General features: G+C 43.2%; 20 protein-coding genes. 14 read left to right on the forward strand and 6 right to left on the reverse strand.

From position 1 onward, the window contains the following. Positions 1 to 26: 26 nt before the first annotated feature. The 10 genes from NSB28_RS07525 to NSB28_RS07565 all read left to right on the forward strand — a co-directional run bounded on the left by NSB28_RS07525 (position 27) and on the right by NSB28_RS07565 (position 6281). The gene (locus NSB28_RS07525) at positions 27 to 602 is read left to right on the forward strand and encodes a hypothetical protein (protein ID WP_109626299.1); all 576 of its coding nucleotides are present in this window, start codon (positions 27 to 29) and stop codon (positions 600 to 602) included. Positions 603 to 718: 116 nt separating this feature from the next. Then, positions 719 to 1084 carry a hypothetical protein gene (locus tag NSB28_RS07530; protein ID WP_257517590.1) on the forward strand — a complete coding sequence of 122 codons (366 nt, stop codon included), beginning with the start codon at positions 719 to 721 and terminating at the stop codon, positions 1082 to 1084. Between the two features lie 153 nt (positions 1085 to 1237). After that, positions 1238 to 1657, forward strand: a complete 420-nt coding sequence (locus NSB28_RS07535; RefSeq protein WP_109626301.1) for a helix-turn-helix domain-containing protein — start codon at positions 1238 to 1240, stop codon at positions 1655 to 1657. After that, on the forward strand, positions 1639 to 2556 hold the full coding sequence (locus NSB28_RS07540; RefSeq protein ID WP_257497621.1) for a HipA domain-containing protein: 918 nt from the start codon (positions 1639 to 1641) through the stop codon (positions 2554 to 2556). The genes NSB28_RS07535 and NSB28_RS07540 overlap by 19 nt, the downstream gene beginning before the upstream one ends. Before the next feature lie 30 nt (positions 2557 to 2586). Beyond that, positions 2587 to 3336 (forward strand): DUF5027 family lipoprotein, encoded by a 750-nt coding sequence (locus NSB28_RS07545; protein ID WP_109626302.1) that lies wholly within the window; start codon positions 2587 to 2589, stop codon positions 3334 to 3336. After that, positions 3314 to 4165 (forward strand): hypothetical protein, encoded by an 852-nt coding sequence (locus NSB28_RS07550; protein ID WP_109626303.1) that lies wholly within the window; start codon positions 3314 to 3316, stop codon positions 4163 to 4165. Before NSB28_RS07545 ends, NSB28_RS07550 begins: the two co-directional genes overlap by 23 nt. Beyond that, positions 4152 to 5006 carry a hypothetical protein gene (locus NSB28_RS07555; protein ID WP_109626304.1) on the forward strand — a complete coding sequence of 285 codons (855 nt, stop codon included), beginning with the start codon at positions 4152 to 4154 and terminating at the stop codon, positions 5004 to 5006. Before NSB28_RS07550 ends, NSB28_RS07555 begins: the two co-directional genes overlap by 14 nt. Beyond that, positions 5007 to 5303 carry an ATP-binding cassette domain-containing protein gene (locus NSB28_RS24665; RefSeq protein ID WP_306812155.1) on the forward strand — a complete coding sequence of 99 codons (297 nt, stop codon included), beginning with the start codon at positions 5007 to 5009 and terminating at the stop codon, positions 5301 to 5303. Beyond that, positions 5300 to 5662 carry an ATP-binding cassette domain-containing protein gene (locus tag NSB28_RS24670; protein ID WP_306812156.1) on the forward strand — a complete coding sequence of 121 codons (363 nt, stop codon included), beginning with the start codon at positions 5300 to 5302 and terminating at the stop codon, positions 5660 to 5662. Before NSB28_RS24665 ends, NSB28_RS24670 begins: the two co-directional genes overlap by 4 nt. A gap of 1 nt (position 5663) precedes the next feature. Then, the gene (locus NSB28_RS07565; protein ID WP_109626305.1) at positions 5664 to 6281 is read left to right on the forward strand and encodes a DUF5028 domain-containing protein; all 618 of its coding nucleotides are present in this window, start codon (positions 5664 to 5666) and stop codon (positions 6279 to 6281) included. Positions 6282 to 6380: 99 nt separating this feature from the next. Here the strand turns inward: NSB28_RS07565 and NSB28_RS07570 are convergent, their stop codons facing one another. The 5 genes from NSB28_RS07570 to NSB28_RS07590 are packed head-to-tail and all read right to left on the reverse strand — an operon-like array spanning position 6381 to position 11263. Continuing rightward, a complete protein-coding gene (locus NSB28_RS07570) occupies positions 6381 to 6899 on the reverse strand; it encodes a flavin reductase (protein WP_109626306.1) in 519 nt (172 codons plus the stop codon). 52 nt (positions 6900 to 6951) lie between these two features. Beyond that, entirely contained in the window at positions 6952 to 8826 is a 1875-nt protein-coding gene (locus NSB28_RS07575; protein WP_109626307.1) for an extracellular solute-binding protein, read from the reverse strand. Beyond that, on the reverse strand, positions 8823 to 9638 hold the full coding sequence (locus NSB28_RS07580; protein WP_109626308.1) for an ABC transporter permease: 816 nt from the start codon (positions 9636 to 9638) through the stop codon (positions 8823 to 8825). The genes NSB28_RS07575 and NSB28_RS07580 overlap by 4 nt, the downstream gene beginning before the upstream one ends. Continuing rightward, entirely contained in the window at positions 9628 to 10701 is a 1074-nt protein-coding gene (potA, locus tag NSB28_RS07585) for a spermidine/putrescine ABC transporter ATP-binding protein (RefSeq protein ID WP_109626309.1), read from the reverse strand. Before potA ends, NSB28_RS07580 begins: the two co-directional genes overlap by 11 nt. Positions 10702 to 10723: 22 nt before the next feature. Beyond that, positions 10724 to 11263: a helix-turn-helix domain-containing protein gene (locus NSB28_RS07590; RefSeq protein WP_109626310.1), complete on the reverse strand. Its 540-nt coding sequence runs from the start codon at positions 11261 to 11263 to the stop codon at positions 10724 to 10726. A gap of 204 nt (positions 11264 to 11467) precedes the next feature. Between NSB28_RS07590 and NSB28_RS07595 the strand changes: the two genes are divergently transcribed. Next, a complete protein-coding gene (locus tag NSB28_RS07595; RefSeq protein WP_109626311.1) occupies positions 11468 to 12541 on the forward strand; it encodes a lactonase family protein in 1074 nt (357 codons plus the stop codon). 148 nt (positions 12542 to 12689) lie between these two features. Here NSB28_RS07595 and aroC read toward each other — a convergent pair whose 3' ends face one another. After that, positions 12690 to 13805, reverse strand: coding sequence for a chorismate synthase (gene aroC / locus NSB28_RS07600; protein WP_109626312.1), 1116 nt, complete (start codon positions 13803 to 13805; stop codon positions 12690 to 12692). Between the two features lie 111 nt (positions 13806 to 13916). Between aroC and NSB28_RS07605 the strand changes: the two genes are divergently transcribed. The 3 genes from NSB28_RS07605 to NSB28_RS07615 all read left to right on the forward strand — a co-directional run bounded on the left by NSB28_RS07605 (position 13917) and on the right by NSB28_RS07615 (position 16207). Then, positions 13917 to 14183 carry a LysM peptidoglycan-binding domain-containing protein gene (locus tag NSB28_RS07605; protein ID WP_243134888.1) on the forward strand — a complete coding sequence of 89 codons (267 nt, stop codon included), beginning with the start codon at positions 13917 to 13919 and terminating at the stop codon, positions 14181 to 14183. A gap of 230 nt (positions 14184 to 14413) precedes the next feature. Then, the gene (locus NSB28_RS07610) at positions 14414 to 15355 is read left to right on the forward strand and encodes a magnesium transporter CorA family protein (RefSeq protein ID WP_109626313.1); all 942 of its coding nucleotides are present in this window, start codon (positions 14414 to 14416) and stop codon (positions 15353 to 15355) included. A 27-nt stretch (positions 15356 to 15382) separates the two neighbouring features. Beyond that, positions 15383 to 16207, forward strand: a complete 825-nt coding sequence (locus NSB28_RS07615; protein ID WP_109626314.1) for a cation-translocating P-type ATPase — start codon at positions 15383 to 15385, stop codon at positions 16205 to 16207. Position 16208 lies beyond the last annotated feature (1 nt).

The following is a 16208-nucleotide window of genomic DNA, read 5'->3' on the forward strand; positions in this document are numbered from 1 at the left end:
TCTTTGCGAATGGGAGGTGATATCTTATGAAAAAAATAGTAACTTGCTCAGTGTTTTATTTCATATGTATCATACTTTTTTCGAGTATTCCTCTTTCTGTCCACGCTGAGAAAGAGATTGAGAAAAAACAGACAGATCAAGCATTCATAATGACGCACGGAAAAGAAGACATTGTTAAAATTCAGCTTGGTTCATCGCGAATAGATATAGATAAATATCCTGGCGCTCAGCTTGATACTCTGATTTATCGTTTAAACAGAGTTGAACTTTTGGCACAGGAGGAAATGTACAGCATCAAAAGGGGAGAAGATTATGTACCTATCTCATTTATTTACAGTGATGGCTTAAAAGATGTTTTCTTTTTCTTTAAAAGAGGCGACAACTGGTATGTAGAGACTGATAGCGGCAGTGTGTATGAAAATGCTGATTTTATAGCGGATTTTACAAGTTTAACTGATTTTAAAAAATCTCCTCAGGCGGGTGAAGGAGAGTATACGCTTGGAATGCCCCCTGAAAGCTTGAAAATACGTTTAGAGTTGGAAAAAGCTTTTGATACCCTGGAAAAGATTTTGAATTTGTTTTTTACACGAAGTTTCTTTTAGAGAATACGAACCAGTCTCAAACGGAGGCAGTTAATGCTGTCAGAAACTTGCTTACAGAAAATATGATGCAAAATGAATGTGCAAAACAACTGGGTATTACTGTTTCAGATGAGGAAATGAATAAAATAGTGGAAAAATATATTTCTGACGTATCACAGGCAGACTACTTTATGCAAAACTATAATAAAATTTATATGGATGCGGGAATATCCCTTCAGGAATCAGCAGAGAAAAACAAAGAGATTATGCGTGCTGACTTAGTGAGGTCAAGGCTGCAACAATATATTCGTAAAGAATTCGCTGATGGGAATGACAGAGTCGGTGATCACGTCTATGAAAACACGAAAGACTATTTTAGAGCCTATTTAGAAGAAATTGCTTATCCTCAGATTGAGGAATCTGTCTTGAAAGAGTTTGAAGACCAGCTTGATTCCGCTGAAAAGTTATATTATGAAAAATATGCGGAATCCCCAGAATCATAATTTTACAAATAATTTTTACAAAATTTAGAATCTGACAAAAGTTCCCGGATCTTGGCGATGGCAGGAGATCCGGGGATTTTTTTGCAAAGTTGTTCAAACACACTTGATTTTATTTCGGCGTGCCGATATAATAAAGCGAGAGGGGATGATACGATGATCATTAACGATTTGTTAAAACAGGCACACATGACCAGATACCGGCTTGCGGAACAGGCGGGTATCCCGCATGCAACGCTGAGTGATATCTGCAACGGAAAAACGAAACTGGAAAAGTGTTCTGCCGAAACGGTTTACAAGCTGGCAAAGGCACTGGGCGTTACTATGGAGTTGCTCGCAGAGGACGGCATACGGCAGACCGAGCGGGAATGCGCTTATGAATACGGACTGCCCGAATACCTCCAGCATGATCTGGACGCCTATAAAGACGGGCTGCGCAAAAAATCCAGCCTGCTCGACTGTTATTGGGGAGAACTTTACGGAAGCATCAATCTGGCAGAAATCAGCGATGGTGTTATCACGCCGGAGCACGCCGATTATCTGCGGAAGAAATATTTATGGGGAAGAAATCCATGATGGAACGAATTGACTTTACAGGCTGCCGGAAGATACCCGGCAGAGCCTATAATGGCGCAAACGGTAAGAAAATCGCCGTGGAATATGACGGGAATGCGTATATGCTGAAGTTCCCTCCTTCCGGCGCGAGAAAGCCCACAACTATGTCGTATACCAACAGCTGCGTCAGCGAGCATATTGCAAGCAGTATCTTTAATCTCTTGGGAGTGAGGGCACAGGAAACGCTGCTCGGCACATATCAGGTGGGAGCAAAGAGAAAGGTTGTGTGCGCCTGCAAGGATTTTACAGCGGATGGGATGCGTTTTTTTGACTTCTGTTCCATTAAGAACACGATCCTTGATTCCGAATCGGACGGCAGCGGTACAGAGCTTCAGGATATACTGGAAGCATTAGAAAAACAGCAGTATGTCGATCCCGCTATGCTGACCGAACATTTTTGGAATATGTTTGTAGTAGATGCCCTGCTTGGAAATTTTGACCGGCACAACGGAAACTGGGGGTTTCTTTATGATGACGTTTCCGGTGAGGCCTGTGTGGCACCGGTGTTCGACTGCGGAAGCTGCCTGTTGCCGCAGGCAGATGAGAAAGTTATGAAAGAGGTTTTGTCAGACGTGAATGCGCTGAATGCCCGCATCTATCAGTTCCCGACCTCCGCCATCAAGCAGAATGGCCGAAAGATCAATTACTATGATTTTCTGACCGGTATGGAGTACGAGGGCTGCAAGAAAGCGGTCCGGGGGATCGTGCAGGGAACTGACATGGAAAAAATCAGGGCGTTTCTTGGTGGAGTCCCGTATATCTCTGAACTGCAAAAGGAATTTTATGGCCGGTATATTGAGGCGCGCTATGACAAAATCTTAAAGCCTGCATTGAAAATGAGTGGTAATGATTCATGTTAGCCAGACTTGCAGAGAAAGGTAGGTTAGCCAGTGAAAAAATATAAATATTCTAAAATAATTTCAGATACAAAACTCCATATCACCATACTTAGTTTATTAGTTTTCCTATGTGTCTTATCTGGCTGCTCCTGGTATGAAATTGAAAATGAAGTAAAAGGTTATTTTAAAGGCGATGGAATAAAGTCTGAAATTACAGATGAAGAATATAGGAAAATTGAATCTGAAAATATACAGGAAATAAAAGAAAAAAATGAAGATGTAGACTCTGTAGAAGGCAGTTCCAGAGGTATCCGTTACAAAATAACATCAGCGGTTTTATATGATAATATAAAGGATGCTGACATAGAACTGGAAGATATCTATTTGAAAAATGAAATTGCGGAAGATGGCAGTTTTAGATATTCGTATGATGGGAGTGCCCAAAAACTTCTTGAGTGCCAGGTCAGAGTTACAAATGAAGATGGTACTCCTCTTGAGGATAATGGTAAGAAATATTATTTATTAGATTTAAGATTTAACAGTGAGGCATTAGAAAAAGAGGGTATTTTTTCTATAGAAAGAATATATAATCAGCCGCATGGAGATTTGGAAAAAGGCTATAATCGTTTTTGGGTTGAACCTGGAGAGTCCATTGATTTTAAAGTCGGATTTATTATCAAGGAAAAATGGTTAGAAGAAGAATGTCATCTCGTAGTAAATGCTGATACTTTTCAGGGGATTCTTTTGGAGATCCCGGCCATGAATGAGGAGAAAAAGAATGAAGAATATTCTAAAGATTGAATTAAAAAAAGCTTTTTCAGGTCCTTCATTTAAAACTGCGATGTTGATTTCATGTTTTTTCTGTCTTATTAGCATTCTGTATGAGTATGGTTTATATCAGTATCAAAAGCCATATATTGAGTATTGGGCGGATAAATATCCTGTATCACAGGTATTTACATTATATAGTTCATGGATTCTTATAGAGCAGAACAGTATAGGCCGTACTTTGTTTTTTTTCTGGATTCCGGTAGTTGCATCGATTCCTTTTGCAACTTCATTTTACGTGGAGGAAAAGAAGCGTCAGCTCAGAATGGTATTGGTCAGGGCGAAAAGAAGGGATTATTTTGTCACCAAATATTTTGCTGTATTTTTAGCGGGTGCATCTGTAATTGCCATTCCACTTGCATTAGATTTTATGGTTTCGGCAGCCCTGTATCATGCAGAAGTGCCCATTGTGATTTTTCCCTATTTTGGGGTTATGAGCGGAGAAATGTGGTCTGAGATTTTTTATAGTAAACCATTGCTTTATGTGATAGGATACATAGGCATCGAAGGTATATATGGCGGGCTTTTTGCGGGTACAACTTATATTTTAAGTTTCTTCATAAAAAGGCGTATAGCTGTACTGGGAATCCCACTGTTTCTATATTTGTTTACAGATATTGTGCGAAAATATGTATCTTACTGGAATCCGTCTATAACTTTAAATAGTGATTTTTCACCATATGGTTTTTTGCGTCGGCAGGGATATGGAAGTAATGGGTGGGTTATTTTAGGGATAGCAGCAGGCTTATTGTTGATTCATTTTATTGTTTTGTACCGGAGCGAAAAATATGAAATATACTAATTTGCTAATTACAGATTTCAAAAGTATAAGAAAGCGTTTTTTGTGCCAGCTTGCAATTTGTTTTTGTGCATTTTTGATACTTTGCACCATATATGGAAGTATGATACATATGGGGAATCAATTTGGATTAATAAGCGGAAAGGGAAGTATATGGAATCTCCTGGCGTACCTTTTTATGGGAACTAAATATGCAAAGCCAGAAGATTTCCAATTTTTCCAGGTTCCGGTTCTTTGGTGTCTGATTTATTTACCAGGACTATTTATATCAAATGACTTCACATTCCATATATTAGAAGCTACAGGTATCCAGCAGTTAGTACGGTTAAAGGCTAGGATTGGATGGTGGATAGAGAAGCTTATCCTGGCAGTATTATGCTTGATTTTTTATATTATAGTCTTTGGATGTGCACTGCTCCTATACTGTGCTTTGAGTGGTATTCCTATTATGGGTAAAATGGATTTAGAGATATTTGCATACAGCAGTAGTTTTGCACCTATAGAAGAAGTAACAGGATTGTATTGGGTATTTCGGTTAATAGGATGTCCCATTCTTGTGCTATTTACTTTGATGTTTTTACAATTTGCGGTAGGAATTCTGGCGGGGCCTCTTTTAGGGTTCTTAGCATCTTCATCATGGCTGGTATCATCTACGGTGTATGCTTCTCCTTTTTTAATAGGTAATCTTGGGATGGTTCTGAGGGATAAGAGTATAACGGATACAGGGATACAGGCAGGAGGATGTGTGGCAGTTTGTGTGTCTGCAATTATCTTGTGCCTGTTTTTAATATGTATTGCAGCACGAAGAAAAGATTACTTATCAAAAGAACAGGAGGATACATAAATGGCTGGTTTACAGAAGCTGAAAATAGAACATGTCAGTAAACAGATAAAGGGTTCACTTGTAATTGATGATATCAGCCTGATGTTTGTACCAGGCAGGATTTATGGTTTAAGAGGTATTAACGGCTCCGGAAAAACAATGCTGATGAGGCTCATTTGCGGCTTGATAAGGCCTACTTCTGGAAATATATATTATGATGATATGGAACTGGGACATGATATTTTTTTCCTCCTGATGTTGGTGTTTTACTGGAAAACCCTTCTTTTCTGGATGGTTATACAGGTTATCAGAATTTGAAGCTGATTGCGGATATACAGAAAAAGATAGGAGAAAAAGAAATTAAAGAGATTCTTGACAAGGTAGGACTTGAACCTAATGATAAACGAAAGTATAAAAAGTATTCCCTGGGAATGAAACAGAGACTTGGTATTGCAGCTGCACTAATGGAGCAGCCCGATTTAGTTATTCTGGATGAACCATTTAATGCATTAGATACGGATGGTGTCACTATGACTGCAAACTTAATCAGGAATGAGAAAGAGAGAGGTGCACTGGTGATTATGGCTTGTCATGACAGGGAGCAATTAGAATTTTTAGCTGATGAAATTATAGAAATTTCAGGAGGTAAAGCAGCTAAAGAAAAAAAGGGGGAGTAAGATGGCTAAAAGGAAGCATTATTTTGTGATTGTGTTCGCTTTTTGTTTTCTTCTGGTCTTTTGGGGGTACCGCGTCTGGAAAATTAATAAAGAAGCAGTAATCATACCACAGGAGGAATATGCTAAAGGAGAGTGGGTTAATCTGGATGCATGTAAAATAGAACAATATGCAGTTATGACGGGATATGAAATCAAAGTAGAAGATACTTCCAGAATGAACGTGGAAGAGTATCTAAAGAAATATGCCTCCGGTGAAGAGATTAAAGAATATTGGCAGAAAGTAGAAAACCACTTGACAGTGGAGCCAGATGAAATTTTTATGGTTCATGTAAAAGTAAGAAATACCAGTATAGTAAGTGATAATACAAATGGGCTCAACTGGTTATGGATGTATCTGATCGATAAAGATAAATCATTGGATATGAATGCTGTTTTATACCCTTATGCTAATAGAAATGCGGGAGGCAGTGTTTCGTTCGCTTTGCGCCCCCAGACTGAGATGGATTTTTATCTGCCATACACCGTGCTTTACCGATATATTGACAAAGATGAGATTGATGAGATACCATTTAAGATGATGCTGAGTAAGTTTCCTGTAATGAAATTTGTGCAGGTGTAAAAAAGTTCCCGGATCCTGACAATGGCAGGAGATCCGGGAACTTTCTGTCTTTACTGCAGACAGCGCATACAGATTCTGAAGTCCTATTTGAAGTCTAAGTTACTGCGGGGTATCTGATTTCACCAGTACTTTCTGTATCTCGCATACATACATGGTATGGTAATCTTTCTGCGGGTACCATTTTTCGCCTGCGCCATCATCGATAAAGCATTCCGGCTTTAATTCCTGTGCATACATCTTTCGGCAGATGAGCACTGTATCGGATTCCTGGAAATACGGGGTTTCCTCATCGCGGACAACGTTCAGACCGGCTTTGGCGATCTTGTCTTCATCCCGCCCTGAGGCAGTGCCCAGGTAATTCAGGGTCTTGCGGAAGGAATTATCCAAAACGGAGAGTGAGAGAGTATCAGAACCGTCTATAAATTCCTTTGTGTAGCGCTGTGGGCGGATAAAGATGTATGCCACATTTTTGCCCCATATAACGCCTACGCCTCCCCAGGAAGCTGTCATGGTGTTGCATTTTCCGTCCTTTTCTGCTGTCACCAGCAGCCAGTCTTTTCCAATCATCTGGAACGGATTACTTTTAAGTTCTGTTGCAGCGATCTCTTTAAAACTCATTTTAAAATCTCCTTTCATATTAAACAGCTAAATACAAAGATGCGCAGGTAAGTCAGCTTGCCTTTACTTTATTCCACATCTCATTATAGACAGAGTCGAATTCATCACCTAAAAATCTGTATGTCTCGCAGTCTTTAAGCTCCTCATCATCTGGAAAAGCGATGGGGCTGTTGCGGATGCTGTCGTCTTCAATCAGGTCTCTGGCCGCGGTGTTTGGAGTTGAGTAAGTGATGTATTCAAAATTCATAAGTGCGATGTCAGGACGGCAGAGGAAATTGATAAATTTTTCTGCATTCTCCTTGTGCTGCGCATTTTTTGGAATGACCCAGGAGTCTATCCAGATGTTGGAGCCTTCTTTTGGAATGACATATTCCAGATCTGCATTTTCCTGCTGAGTATAGATGGCCTCTCCGGAGTATATGACGCCGATAGCCGCTTCATTCCCAATCATTTTGTCGCGGACCTGGTCGATCACATATGCCTGCACAAGCGGTTTCTGTCTGATCAGCATATCTCTGGCTGCTGTCAGCTCATCCAGGTCTGTGGAATTCAGAGAATATCCAAGATATTTCAGGGTGACGCCGAAGGCATCCCGGACACTGTCCTGCATCAGTATATTATCTTTATACTTCTCATCCCAGAGTACGCTCCAGCTGTCAATAGGTTCATCTACCATAGTCTTATTATAGAGTATGCCTACAGTGCCCCAGCAGTACGGCACTGAATACAGGTTTCCCGGATCGAATTCTTCGGATTTTTCCAGGTAAGTTTTGCCGATATTTTTAATATTGGGGATATTGTCGTAATTGAGCTCAGCCAGCAGGCCGTTTTCCCGCATCCGCTGGATCATATAATCTGAGGGGCAGACCACATCATAGGCGATGGCCCCCGACTGAACCTTTGGATACATGATCTCATTAGTCTCAAATTCTTCATAGACAACATCAATTCCAGTCTCTTCCTCAAAGATGGTTATAACCTCCGGATCCAGATACTCGCCCCAGTTATAGACAATAACCTTGTCATCTGTTCCAAGGCCGCCCTGTCCGGCATAGTAGAAGCCTCCTGCTATGAGGACAATGGCCATCAGGGCAGGTACCACGCGTTTACAGATAATGGAAACAGCTTTTGTGCGTTTTGTGATCACTTTCCTGGCCTTTTTGCTGTCGGCGGGAGAGACATTGATAAGGATCAGCAGGATCAGCACAGTCACGAAAAGGAGGGTGGACAGTGCATACATCTCCGGCTTTATCCCCTTCCTCACCTCTGTGTAGATCTTTGTGGAGAGGGTATCGATCCCCGGCCCCTTGGTAAAATGCGTAATGACGAAATCGTCCAGGGACATGGTGAAGGCCAGCATGAAGCCTGACAGCACGCCGGGCATGATATCAGGAAAGACAACGGAAAAGAAAGCCTTCAAAGGAGAAGCCCCCAGATCCAGAGCTGCCTCATAAGTACTGCGTTTTGTCTGTTTCAGTTTTGGCGTGACACTTAATATCACATATGGAATATTAAAAGTAATATGTGCGATCAATATCGTGGAAAATCCCAGCGTTATATGGAAAGCGATAAAGAGGAGCATCAGTGAGATACCCATTACGATTTCCGCATTAAGCATGGGGATATTAGTAAGCCCCATAAAAACCGTGCGGGATTTTTTCTTCATCCCCTGCATGCCGATGGCCGCCAAAGTGCCAAGTATGGTGGCGATAAGGGCTGAGAGCAGGGCAATGATCAGTGTTGTGTACAGGGCATTCATGATCTGGCTGTTCTGGAAAAGTGATTTGTACCAGTCAATGGTGAATCCCCCCCATTTTGCCCTGGTCCTGGAAGCATTAAAGGACAGAACGATGAGTGTCACGATCGGGGCATAGAGCAGGATGAAGATCAGCGCCATATACACTTTTTGAGATACTTTTTTTATCAAAATGCTGTTCCCTCCCCGTCTTTATCATATTTAGCCACAACAGCCATACTTGCGATAATAAAAATCATGAGTACCAGAGACAGGCCGCTGCCCACATTCCAGTTGCTTCCCTGCTTGAATGCCTGCTCGATCACATTGCCTATCATCAGAATCTTTCCGCCTCCCAGCAAGTCTGAGATAACGAAGGTTGTCAGAGCGGGGACGAATACCATAGTGATCCCGCTGATGATGCCCGGCATGCTCAGCGGCAGTATGATCTTGAAAAATGTAGTGCGGCTGTTGGCGCCCAGGTCCCTGGCGGCGTTGATAACATCCCTGTCCAGTTTGATCAGCACATTATAGATGGGCAGGACCATAAAGGGCAGAAAATTATAAACCATGCCGAGAATGATGGCATAAGGTGTATTAATAATATCCAGGGAAGGCAGGTGCAGTACGTTTAAAATGCTGTTGATGACGCCTGTCTTCTCAAGCAGTGTCTGCCATGCCAGGGTACGCAGAAGAAAATTCATCCACATGGGAAGGATGAAAATGAGCACAATAAAGCTGGACTGGCTGACGCTTTTGGCGCTGAGTATCATGGCAAGCGGATAAGCCAGCAGCAGGCAGATCACCGTGCTTACTACGGAGAGCAGCACCGCTATCCCCAGAGCCTTCAGATTTTCAGGTGTGGTGATCTTGGCGATGTTGTCCCAGGTGAATGCGCCTGAAGTATCTGTCAGACCATAATATACGATCATTAACAGCGGTATGACTACGAAGGCCACTGACCAGAACAGGTAAGGGCCTGCAAGTAATTTTTTATTCTTCAACCCCGACAGCCTCCTCATCTTCCGATACTGGTTTGTTCATGATCTGGATATCGAACGGGTCTACCTTGATGCCGACCTCAGTTCCCACCGGAACCATGTCTGTTGAATGCACGAGCCATTCAAAGTTGTTAGCAGTGACTTCCATTTCATAGTGCACTCCCTTGAAGATAAGGTGAGTGACAATGCCGGTCATAGTGCCGTCAGCAGGGGAGACAAGATCAATATCCTCGGGGCGGATCACTACGTCAACTGGTTTATTTTTGCCAAAGCCGGTATCTACGCACTTGAAAGGAACACCGAGGATCTTTACAAGCTTATCCTCCACCATGAGGGAGGGAATGATATTGCTGTCCCCGATAAAGTCAGCCACAAAGGCATTTTCAGGCTCATTGTAGATCTTTTCAGGTGTTCCGATCTGCTGGATGTAGCCCTGATTCATTACAACGATAGTGTCTGACATGGTGAGGGCCTCTTCCTGGTCATGTGTCACATAGATGAAGGTTATGCCCAGCTCATTTTTCAGACGGATCAGTTCATACTGCATGTCCTGGCGCAGTTTCAGGTCCAGAGCGCCCAGAGGTTCATCCAGAAGAAGGACCTTTGGTTCATTCACGATCGCCCTTGCGATGGCGATCCTCTGCTGCTGGCCGCCGCTTAATGAATCAGGTGAACGGTCCTCAAAGCCCTCCAGATTTACAAGCTTTAAAGCATATTTGATCTTATCCTGTATATAAGTCTTGCTCTTGCCTTTGATTTTCAGTCCAAAAGCAATATTCTCAGCAATGCTCATGTGGGAAAAGAGAGCATATTTCTGGAAGACCGTGTTCAGCTGTCTTTTATTAGGAGGAAGTTTCGTAATATCCTCGCCGTTAAATATCACCTGTCCGCTGTCCGGCGTCTCAAATCCGCCCAGAATGCGCAGTGTGGTAGTCTTGCCGCAGCCGCTTGGGCCAAGCAGGGTCAAAAATTCGTTCTCGCGGATGTAGAGGTTCAGTTCATCCAGCACCGTCTGTCCGTCAAAGGATTTTGTGATATTGACAAGGTCAATCAATTTGTCTTTCATTTTAATTCCTCCTGAAGTAGATTTAAAAGCTGGGAGGTGAACTCACCCAGATTAATGTGGCAGGTGTCTTGCCGGTGTTTTTGATAAAATGCTGCTTAGCAGGCTGGTAATAAAAGGATTCCCCTTTTTTTGCCTTATATGTCTTTTTGCCGATGATAATACTGATGCTGCCGGAAAGCACATATCCGAATTCCTCACCTTCATGGGGCTGGTCAGGATATGTGGAACCGCCGGGCTCAAGGGTCAGGCGTATGGGCTCCATCATATTTTTCTGGGCATTGGGAACGATCCACTCTATTTTATTGTGATATTCCTGATCGATTTTTTCAAAATAGTCCGCATCCCTGAAAACGATCTGCTCCTCTGTTTCCTCGCAGAAGAACTCACTTAGATTCGTTCCGAGACACTGCAGGATGTCACACAGCGTTGCGATAGAAGGAGAATTGAGATCCCTTTCCAGCTGTGAGATGAATCCTTTTGAAAGTTCTGTACGGTCAGCGAGCTCTTCCTGGGTAAGCCCTCTGGCAGTGCGCAGTTCTTTGATTTTTTGACCGATATGCAAGAGAATCCCTCCTTTGTGGATAAACATGAAGTTTACAATTAGTAAACAAACGCTAAGAATGATTATACATCTTTGATGCCCGTTGTCAATAGAAAAGAGAGAGATTTTAAAAAGTTTTATATTAACAAATAAACATGTTTATGATAAGATAAGTAAGAACAAATGCCGGAGGGCGAACAGCACAGTTTAAGGAGGAGAATTATTATGAGTGAATCAAAGGACAGATACGTTGCTTATGTAGGCACATATACCCACGGAAGCAGCATTGGTATCCATGTATATGATATAGACGCTGAGAATGGGACAATGAAGGAACGAAATGTGATACCTGTAAATAATGCATCCCACATCTGCAAATCTAATAACGGGGAATATCTCTATTCAATAGCAGATGAGGGCGTAGAGGTGCTGAAGATAGACCAGGAGACAGGCGATCTGGAGCCTATCAATAAGGTGGGGATCGATGGCATGAGAGGATGTTTTTTGTCCACAGATATATCAGGAAAATTTCTGTTTGTAGGGGGATATCATGACGGAAAGATCACAGTTGTCCGCATACATCAGGACGGCAGGCTGGGCAGTGTCCTGGATGGCATCTTCCACAAAGGGCTGGGCAGCGTGGCTGAGAGGAATTTCCGCCCCCATGTGAGCTGTGCCATGCCCACACCTGACGGAAAATACCTCTGTGTAGTTGACAATGGGATTGACCAGATCAAGCTCTATACAGTAAATCCTGTAACAGGAAAATTAAAGCTCTATGATATTGTGCGCTGTGAACTGGAATCAGGGCCAAGGCTCATCAGATTCAGCAGAAACGGAAAGTTTGCGTATGTTATATGTGAGCTCAGCAACCAGATCAATGTGTACACATACGACGGCAGCGGAAAGAATCCTCGTTTCGATCTGATCCAGACTGTTGATACGCCTATGGATGCTGCTGAAGGGGCATGTGCTGCTTCAGGACTGAGGATTTCACCGAGCGGCAAATATCTCTACTGTTCAACAGCAGGAGACAACAGCGCGGGAGTATTTAAGATAGACCAGGAGACGGGAATGCTTTCGAAAGTGTGTATCCTGCCCATCAGCGGAAAGTATCCTAAGGATATCGCTGTGATACCGGGGGAGGAGAAGACTCTCGTAGTGCTTAACCACGAGTCAAATGATATCAGATTCTTCAGAATTGATTATGAAAAAGGACTGCTTGTGATGAAGGGAAGACCAATCACTATAGAGACGCCCAACTGCATCCTGATCTCTAAAGTAGGATCACCGGAATAATATTTATAGAACAAAAGCTGCGCATCCTCCAGGAGGGTTTTATTTCATAAGAAAAGGCCTGCGGACCGGGATAGTTTAATATCCGGCCGCAGGCCTTATGTTTTTGCTGTAATAAGTTAAATTCTGGCTTGCCTGGCTCACGCGTCCCTTATTGGCCGTCTGTGAGCTTAAAGAATTTTATCAGGTTGTCCATCCTGGAGGTCATTCCGGCGAACAGCATATCCAGCAGTGTCAGGGCTGTCATAGCCTCAACAACGACGACTGCACGCGGCACGATGACAGGGTCGTGGCGTCCCTTTACCTTTATCTGTATGCTCCTGCCGTCTTTTGTAATAGTAGACTGTTCAGTGCTGATAGACGGAGTAGGTTTGATAAAGGCACGCAGGATAATGTCACTTCCGTCGCTGATCCCTCCCAGCACGCCTCCGGAGTGGTTGCTGAGCTTGATGATCTCATCGTCAGGGGAGAGAGTATATTCATCATTATTCTCACTTCCCCGGGCACGCGCTGCAGCACATCCGTCCCCGATCTCGAATCCTTTGACGGCGCCTATGGAGAGAATAGCCTTTGCCAGATTTGCGTCTAATTTTTCAAAGACCGGATCGCCGAATCCCGGCTTCATATTTTTAACGATACATTCTACCACACCTCCGGAGGAATCCTGGTCCTTTATACATTCATCCAGAAAGGCTGCGGCAGCCCCAGCAGCTGTGCGGTCAGGCATAAAGAGAGGATTTTCTTTAATGACACTGCGGTCAAAACGGCTGTAGTCAATGGAGACAGGGCCGATAGCACGTGTATATGTCAGGATCCTGATTCCCAGCCTGTCCAGTATCTTGACAGCTATGGCTCCGGCAGCCACACGTCCGATAGTCTCCCGGCCGGAGGAACGTCCTCCTCCCCTGTAGTCACGGAAGCCGTATTTCATATCATATGTCAGATCTGCATGTCCGGGCCTGTAGTAGCCTGCTATCTCAGAATAATCTCCTGAGCGCTGTGTCTTATTATATACGATCATGGAGATAGGGGTTCCTGTAGTCTTTCCTTCAAAGACTCCTGAGAGGATCTCCACAGTATCATCTTCTTTGCGGGGTGTGGAATACCTGTTCTGTCCGGGCCTGCGCCTGTCCAGGAAACGCTGGATATCATCTTCATCCAGCTCAAGCCCTGCCGGGCAGCCGTCTACTACCACCCCGATCCCCTTTCCATGGGATTCTCCCCAGGTTGTTACCCTGAATATATTTCCAAATGTTGAACCAGCCATGATGTTCCTCCTTCTTCTATCAAATATTAAAATGAGTTCTTCTCTATCAGTTTATCACAAAAGGGGTAAAAAGCATATATATTATTATACATTATTATAAAGGAGAAAAAGATGGAGCATAATATGTATGGACAAGAGGAAAATTTCAGAAGATGCAGAGGATTTATCCATGTAATAGAAAAAGGAGATACTTTATATAAATTAGGAAAAAAATACGGCGTCAGGGTGGGAAGCCTGCTGATGGCTAATCCCTATGTAAATGTCTACAATCTTCAGATAGGTGATGAACTCTGTATCCCCCGTCTGGAACCTGTTGACATTCCCGCTTCTTTATTAAAAGAAAGTAAAGAATATGAAAAAAATAACACCGTTGATTGACAAATAGCCGCTTAGAATTTATAATGTCAAGTGTAAATTGTGAACTGTAGATAAGTCAAAAGCTTTCGCATTGACGAAAGCTTTTATAGTGTTAAGAGGAAAGGCAGAGTGATTCCATGGAAGGTGGGCCTAGTCCTGAGCGAAGCAGGTTTTCAGGAAAAATAAAATAATCGCAGGGCGGTCCATTTCAGGTTATCCGTCCGCGGATAATCGAAAGGAGTTACAAAGTCATGATTAAGATTTTCAGGACGATTGATGGGGCAGTCCATCAGGTAAACGAAGTACAGGAGGGCTGCTGGATTGCACTTGTAAATCCTACAGCTACAGAGATACTTGATATCTCAAAAGAATACCAGATAGAGGTGGACGATCTGAGGGCCCCTCTGGATGAGGAAGAACGCTCACGTATAGATGTGGGGGATAATTATACTATGATCCTTGTGGACATCCCCATCATAGAGGAGCGCAACGATAAGGAGTGGTATGTGACCATACCTATGTCAATTATCGTGACAGATGATTTGATCTTTACAGTATGCCTGGAGGATACGCCGGTACTGTCTGCGTTCATGGACGGCAGGGTCAGGAATTTCTTCACTTATAAGAAGACTAGGTTCATCCTGCAGATCCTGTATAAGAATGCTACCATGTACCTGCATTATCTGCGTGTGATTGACAAAAAAAGCGAGCAGGTAGAGCAGAAGCTCCATGCATCCACAAAGAATCAGGAGCTGATAGAACTTCTGGAGCTGGAGAAGAGCCTCGTATATTTTACCACTTCCCTGCGTTCCAATGAGGTGGTTCTGGAGAAGCTGCTAAAGACTGAGAGTATCAAGCACTACCCGGAGGATGAAGAGCTTCTGGAGGATGTTATTATAGAGAACAAGCAGGCTATTGAGATGGCCAATATCTACAGCGGTATCTTAAGCGGCATGATGGATGCATTTGCATCTGTTATTTCCAACAATCTGAATATTGTCATGAAGTTCCTGGCAACAGTGACGATCGTTATGGCTATACCGACAATGATATTCAGCGCTTATGGAATGAATGTAAACCCTGCAGGCATGCCGTTTGCGGACAGCCCCTATGGATTTTTGATCGTGATCCTCATTTCACTGGTCTTAAGCCTTGTGGTTGCTCTGATCTTCTCCAAAAAAGATCTTTTCTGAAAAAAGTGAAAAAGGAAAGGTGACAGAATGAATTTTTTAAACAAGATGGAACGGAAATTCGGCAGGCATGCTATACATAACCTGTCGGCATATATTATAGCGCTGTATGCGGCAGGCTATGTACTGCTCATGTTTTCACCGCAGATTTTAGGATATCTCACCCTTGAGCCGGGACTTATCCTGCGGGGCCAGGTCTGGAGGCTGGTGACATGGGTCATCGTGCCGCCCTCAAGCCTTGATATCTTTACAATTATTATGCTTTTTTTCTATTATTCAATAGGAAATACGCTGGAGCATACCTGGGGCGCTTTCAGGTATAATGTATATATTTTTACGGGTATCATAGCTACGGCGCTGGGCGCATTCCTTCTGTATTTTATCCTGGGAGGAAACATTTTGTTCGGCTCTGCGCTGTTCAGCACTTATTATATTAATATGTCCATCTTCCTGGCATTTGCCGCCATGTATCCGGAGATGCGCGTCATGCTGTATTTCCTGATCCCTATAAAGATGAAATGGATGGGAATGGTCTACGGAGTATTTATACTGTATTCCTTTGTTAAGTCTTCATGGGTGGGAAAGGTTGCGATCATCGCATCACTGTTTAACTTCATTGTATTCTTCCTGATGACAAGGAATTATAAAAGAGTCTCACCAGGAGAGATAAACAGGAAGCGGAAGTATAAGCAGGCCACCAGCACTCCGAAGGGTGTTACAAAGCATAAGTGCGCCGTCTGCGGGCGGACAGAGCTGGACGGGGACAACCTAGAATTCCGTTTCTGCTCCAAGTGTGACGGGAATTACGAATATTGTCAGGACCATCTGTTTAACCATGTCCACAAGCATAAATAGG

This window comes from Murimonas intestini (assembly GCF_024622195.1).
Classification (GTDB): domain Bacteria; phylum Bacillota; class Clostridia; order Lachnospirales; family Lachnospiraceae; genus Murimonas; species Murimonas intestini.

Coding starts and splice junctions, on each gene's coding strand:
- NSB28_RS07525 (WP_109626299.1), top strand. CDS start 27: ATGAAAAAAATAGTAACTTGCTCAGTGTTTTATTTCATATGTATCATA.
- NSB28_RS07530 (WP_257517590.1), top strand. CDS start 719: ATGAATAAAATAGTGGAAAAATATATTTCTGACGTATCACAGGCAGAC.
- NSB28_RS07535 (WP_109626301.1), top strand. CDS start 1,238: ATGATCATTAACGATTTGTTAAAACAGGCACACATGACCAGATACCGG.
- NSB28_RS07540 (WP_257497621.1), top strand. CDS start 1,639: ATGGGGAAGAAATCCATGATGGAACGAATTGACTTTACAGGCTGCCGG.
- NSB28_RS07550 (WP_109626303.1), top strand. CDS start 3,314: ATGAAGAATATTCTAAAGATTGAATTAAAAAAAGCTTTTTCAGGTCCT.
- NSB28_RS07555 (WP_109626304.1), top strand. CDS start 4,152: ATGAAATATACTAATTTGCTAATTACAGATTTCAAAAGTATAAGAAAG.
- NSB28_RS24665 (WP_306812155.1), top strand. CDS start 5,007: ATGGCTGGTTTACAGAAGCTGAAAATAGAACATGTCAGTAAACAGATA.
- NSB28_RS07565 (WP_109626305.1), top strand. CDS start 5,664: ATGGCTAAAAGGAAGCATTATTTTGTGATTGTGTTCGCTTTTTGTTTT.
- NSB28_RS07570 (WP_109626306.1), bottom strand. CDS start 6,899: ATGAGTTTTAAAGAGATCGCTGCAACAGAACTTAAAAGTAATCCGTTC.
- potA (WP_109626309.1), bottom strand. CDS start 10,701: ATGAAAGACAAATTGATTGACCTTGTCAATATCACAAAATCCTTTGAC.
- NSB28_RS07595 (WP_109626311.1), top strand. CDS start 11,468: ATGAGTGAATCAAAGGACAGATACGTTGCTTATGTAGGCACATATACC.
- aroC (WP_109626312.1), bottom strand. CDS start 13,805: ATGGCTGGTTCAACATTTGGAAATATATTCAGGGTAACAACCTGGGGA.
- NSB28_RS07605 (WP_243134888.1), top strand. CDS start 13,917: ATGGAGCATAATATGTATGGACAAGAGGAAAATTTCAGAAGATGCAGA.
- NSB28_RS07610 (WP_109626313.1), top strand. CDS start 14,414: ATGATTAAGATTTTCAGGACGATTGATGGGGCAGTCCATCAGGTAAAC.
- NSB28_RS07615 (WP_109626314.1), top strand. CDS start 15,383: ATGAATTTTTTAAACAAGATGGAACGGAAATTCGGCAGGCATGCTATA.